The sequence below is a fragment of the Saccharomonospora iraqiensis subsp. paurometabolica YIM 90007 genome (genome assembly GCF_000231035.2).
Lineage (GTDB): Bacteria > Actinomycetota > Actinomycetes > Mycobacteriales > Pseudonocardiaceae > Saccharomonospora > Saccharomonospora paurometabolica.
In genome coordinates this window covers 1,543-2,452 of record NZ_KI912228.1, presented here as the reverse complement: position 1 = coordinate 2,452, position 910 = coordinate 1,543, and the positions used below count along the sequence as shown (strand labels likewise).

1 protein-coding gene is annotated in these 910 nt (G+C 75.7%); it reads right to left on the bottom strand.

Annotated elements, in window-relative coordinates; all coding sequences use genetic code 11:
- Positions 1-77 precede the first annotated feature (77 nt).
- Positions 78-910, bottom strand: an 833-nt coding sequence (locus tag SACPADRAFT_RS26700) for a RecB family exonuclease (protein ID WP_007027782.1), incomplete at its 5' end; no start/stop codon positions are given.

Sequence of the window (910 nt, the reverse complement as noted above, 5' to 3'; positions counted from 1 at the left end):
CGGTGCGGCGGCGCGCGGCCCGGTCGGTCCGGTCGGTTCGGCCGGGGTGGCGGCGGCGTGCGGATCCGTCGTGTGGGTCACCGGTGGGTCACCTGCCTGCCTTCCGGACGCAGCGGACACGCGGGGCGGGCCGGGCAGCGGTCGCAGTCGCTGTTCTCCCGGACGGGGTACTCCGGGCCCGCCGACTCCGCCGCCGCGGTACGCACCACGTCGAGCCACCGGCGGGCGGCCTCGTCGTCCAGCGCGGGTTGCTCACGTTGGGTCGCGCCCGTTCTGGTGTGCGGCTTGGCGACGTAGACCAGTCGTGCCCCGCCGGAGTCGCCGGTGTCGCCCGGCGCTGTCGCCCCGCCGGTGTCGAAGGCGCCGAGCCGCAGGGCCAGCTGGTAGGCCGCGAGCTGGGGATGCTTCTCGGCCTCGGCCGTGCTGATCGGCGTCTTGCCCGTCTTCAGATCGACGATCACGGGCCTGCCGTACGCGTCGTGTTCCAGCCGGTCGACCCGGCCGGTCAGCCACACGGTCCGGCCGCCTCCGTCCCCGTCCTGCCCGGTATCGATCTCCGGCGGCAGTGCCACCCGCATCTCCTGCTCCACCGCGGCCCCGGTGAGCTCGGCGCGGCTGGTGCGCAGCCAGTCCAGGAAGGTCCACACCATCGACTCCACGCGGCGGCGTTCCCGCCGGGAGAACCACGGGGCGCCCGCGTCGACCCGCGTCCACGCCGCGTCGAGTTCCGCGCGCAGCTGTCCGGTGTCGGCGCCGTCGGCGGCGGACTGCGCGAGTGCGTGCACCAAAGTGCCGGTCACGGCCGCGAGCTGGGCGGGGTCGGTGCCGCCGTGCCGTTCGAGCAGCCACCGCAGCGGGCAGCGGACCAGCGTGTCCACGGTCGACGGGGAGACCCGGACGGGCTCGCCGG